At 74.2% G+C, this 3,302-nt stretch carries 5 protein-coding genes; all 5 read left to right on the top strand.

Annotated elements, in window-relative coordinates; all coding sequences use genetic code 11:
* Positions 1 to 231 (top strand): MotA/TolQ/ExbB proton channel family protein (locus AB1578_08255; protein MEW6487892.1); only part of this gene is annotated, 231 nt, incomplete at its 5' end.
* A complete protein-coding gene (locus AB1578_08250) occupies positions 221 to 634 on the top strand; it encodes a biopolymer transporter ExbD (protein MEW6487891.1) in 414 nt (137 codons plus the stop codon). The genes AB1578_08255 and AB1578_08250, both read left to right, overlap by 11 nt.
* Positions 631 to 1,521, top strand: coding sequence for a hypothetical protein (locus tag AB1578_08245; protein MEW6487890.1), 891 nt, complete (start codon positions 631 to 633; stop codon positions 1,519 to 1,521). Before AB1578_08250 ends, AB1578_08245 begins: the two co-directional genes overlap by 4 nt.
* A 6-nt stretch (positions 1,522 to 1,527) precedes the next feature.
* Positions 1,528 to 2,289: a hypothetical protein gene (locus AB1578_08240; protein MEW6487889.1), complete on the top strand. Its 762-nt coding sequence runs from the start codon at positions 1,528 to 1,530 to the stop codon at positions 2,287 to 2,289.
* Entirely contained in the window at positions 2,286 to 3,251 is a 966-nt protein-coding gene (locus tag AB1578_08235; protein MEW6487888.1) for a tetratricopeptide repeat protein, read from the top strand. The genes AB1578_08240 and AB1578_08235 overlap by 4 nt, the downstream gene beginning before the upstream one ends.
* Positions 3,252 to 3,302: the final 51 nt, after the last annotated feature.

The raw sequence follows: 3,302 nt of genomic DNA, 5'->3' as shown, positions 1-3,302 counted from the left end.
TCCCAGGTGGCCACGGGCATCTCCGAGGCCCTCATCACCACGGCCGCGGGCCTGGCGGTCGCCATCCCCGTCTTCTTCGCCCACTCTCTCTTCGTGGGCAAGGTCAACCGCTTCGTGATGGAGCTCGAAGAGGGCTCCATCCGCTTCCTCGACGCCCTCGCGGAGGCAGAGGAGCGCCAGGCCCGCAGCCTCCTGCGCGAGCAGATCGGGGGGGAGTACCTTGAGGCTTAGGCGGCGCCTTACGGCCGACGACGAGGCGGTGCCCATGGCGTCGATGGCCGACATCGCCTTCCTGCTCATCATCTTCTTCATGGTCACCATGGTGTTCAGCGTGGACCGGGGCCTGTTGATCGAGCTGCCCCAGACGGCGGTGCAGGAGTCGGTGAACCTGCGGGAAATCGTCCTGAGCATCACCTCGGAGGGGCGGATCCAGGCCGACGGGCGCTTCGTGTCCCTGGCGGAGGTGGGCCCTTACGTGCGCGCGGCCCGGGCCGCCAACCCGAGGGGTCCCGTGGTGGTGCGCAGCGACCGGCGGGTGGCCTACGGCACGATCGCCGACGTGATGGACGAGCTCTTGCAGGCGGGGGTGCGCGACGTGGCGCTGCCCACGGCCGCGGAGGGGGACTCCCGGTGATCTGGGCCGAGGGATACGCCCGGGAGCGCCGCAGGGAGCTTCGGCTCCAGCGCTTCGGGCTCGGCCTGGGGCTCCTCCTGGCCCTGGTCCTGCATGCTGTTCTGTTCTGGGGACCCCAGGTCTCCTACCGCCCGGCCCTGGAGGAAGTGCGGGTGCGGCGGGTCCTGGTGGCCCAGCCCTACCGCCCGGCCGTGCCCCCTCCCACCCCACAGGTGCCGCCTGCCCAACCGGATCGGGCGCACCTGCCTGCGGCGGCACCGGCGCTCGCCCCGGAGCTGGCCAGGGTGCCTGTGCCCTCCCCGACGCCGCCGGTTCCGGGGGGAGGCGACCGGGTTCGGGAGGGGACGACGGTGCCCACCACGACCGAGACGGGCCTCTCGGTTGCCGCCGCCCCCCGGGAGGAACCCCTGGCGGGCCGCGCCCCGGCCGGGTCTCCCGACGAGTGGGCGGCGCTGTTCGCCGAGCTCCAGGCCCGGGGAAAGGAAATTGCCGCGCAGGACGCCCTGCACCGGGCGGAGTCGGAGGCGGCGGTGGCCCATCCGGTGGGGCGCGAAGCCGGGAAGGGGGGCTACCTGGACCCCCGGATCCGGACCAAGGTGGTCAGCTACCCGCCCACCTCGGTGGAGACCTCCCACCCTCCCATTCCCTACCCGGACCTGCGCTTCCACCGGGAAGAGCTCCAGGCGGGCATCTGCCGGGTCTGGTATCGGGTGGGGACGGACCGGTCGGGGCGGGTGGCCCGCACCCAGCTCAAGGCCCCCTCCACCCGGGCCGACCTGGCGCGCTACGCTCCCTTCGTGGACGCCGTGAAGCAGAGCGTGGACCGGTGGGTCTTCGACCGCACCGAGGCCGAGGTCCACGTGGACGTGTTGTTCGAGATCGAGTGAGGGCCCGTGAGGAATCCCGCGATCCGGAGACGGCGCCGATGGTACCTGCGGCTCGCGGCTGCCGCGTTCCTGGTGGGCTGGGCGGCCGTGCCGGGTTCTGCCGCCGAGGACCCCTGCCTGGAGTGCCACGGCCTCTACGGCCTGGGGATCGAGGGCCGTCCCCTGTGGATGCACCGGGACGCCTTGGGCGCTTCCCTCCACGGTCGCCTGGCGTGCGCCGACTGCCACAAGGGCGTGGGGGGGATTCCCCACGGCGCGGTGCGGATCCGGTGCGATCTGCTGTGCCACGTTCCCGGGGCGAGCCACGAGGCCCTGGCCGCGTCGGTAGAGCGCGGTGCCCACGCCGGGTTGGGGGAGCCCGCCTGCCTGGGGTGCCACCGGTCCGACATCTCCTTGCGGGGTGCGGGTGCCCGGGCCGACGCCCTGTGCCTTTCCTGCCACCCCGGGCTCGGGGCCGGCAGGATTCGCTATCCCGACACCCCGGGGGCCTTCGGCGACCGCGCCCACCGCAGGTCCAATCCGCCGCGCCGTCTGCCCACCTGCGCCGACTGCCACGGCGTGCACGAGCTCGCTTCGGGAGCCGAGGCCCGGCAGCGGTGCGGCGCGCCGGGGTGTCACCCGGGAGCCGACGCAACCTTCGGGGCCCTCTTCGACCACCGGGGAGAGCCGGGCCGGGCCCCCTGGGGAGGGGCCGGCGCCGTGGCGCTGGCGCTCGGGGGCGCCCTGGGGGCCGTGCTGCTCGCACATGGCCTGCGGGGGAGCCGATGAGCCCCGTTCCCGCGCGGGTGGAGGTGCTGGATCCCGTGGACCGGTGGCTCCACCTGGGGGCAGCCCTGGGCGGCCTGGGGGCCCTGGCGACGGGACCGTTCCTGGAGTCTCCCTCCCTCGCCAGCGGGTTCGGCCCGGCCGCAGGAGCGCTCGGGTCGCTCCACGGGTGGTGCGCCGGGGCGCTCCTGCTGGCGTGGGCGCTCCATCTCACCCGGATTTGTCTGGCGTGGCTGGAGGGGAGGACACCGCTGGGGCTGCTCCTGCGCCCTGGAGACCTCGCGGCGCTGGTTCGCTGCCTGGCCTGGAACCTGCGGGTCGCACGGGAGCCCCCCTTGCCGGGCCGGTTCTCCTACCGGGAGAGGCTTCCCTACACGGCGCTCCTGTTGGCGGTGCCGGTCCTGGGGGCTACCGGCTGGGCGGTGAGCCACCCCGCCACGGCCTTCCGGGTCCTGGGGGCGCAGGGGCTCCTGGCGGCGGCCCAGGCGCATGCGTCGGCGGGCGTGCTCCTGGTTCCCTTCGTGGTCTGGCACGTCTACTTCGCCCACCTCCAGCCCGGGGTCCTGTTCTGGAACGGGGCGTGGCTCACGGGGCAGAGCCCGTGGACTCGCGTGGCTGCCCTGCGGCCCGGGTGGGCTCGCGAGCTGGCCGCGGATGCCGCCCCGGCGAGGGACCGGACCCAGGAGGCGCCTTCGGTGGAGAGCCTGCTGGAGACCGGAAACCGGGCGGCGCGAGAGGGGCGCCTCGACGTGGCGGAAGAGGCCTTCCTGGAGGCCCTGCGCCTGTACCCTGCTTACTCCCAGGCGCTCTTCAACCTGGGCGTGGTGCGGTCCCGGAGGGGGGACCGGGCGGGGGCCGCCGACGCCCTGGAGAGGTTTCTCGAGGCCGACCCCTTCGGACCGGTCTCGGGGCGGGCGCGAACGCTCCTGGGGGAACTGCGGGGGGAGCCGGCCCATCATGAGTAGCGTGACGGGTAGCCTTCCCCTGCGGGCCGCGCTCAGCGGGGGGCTCCTGGG

Source organism: Thermodesulfobacteriota bacterium (assembly GCA_040756475.1).
Lineage (GTDB): Bacteria > Desulfobacterota > Deferrisomatia > Deferrisomatales > JACRMM01 > JBFLZB01.
Note: the sequence above shows the minus strand (reverse complement) of the source record. Positions and strands in the feature narration are given on the sequence as shown.

Bases quoted from the DNA above. Each gene is read 5' to 3' on its own strand.
- AB1578_08235 (MEW6487888.1), top strand. From the start codon at position 2,286: ATGAGCCCCGTTCCCGCGCGGGTGGAGGTGCTGGATCCCGTGGACCGG.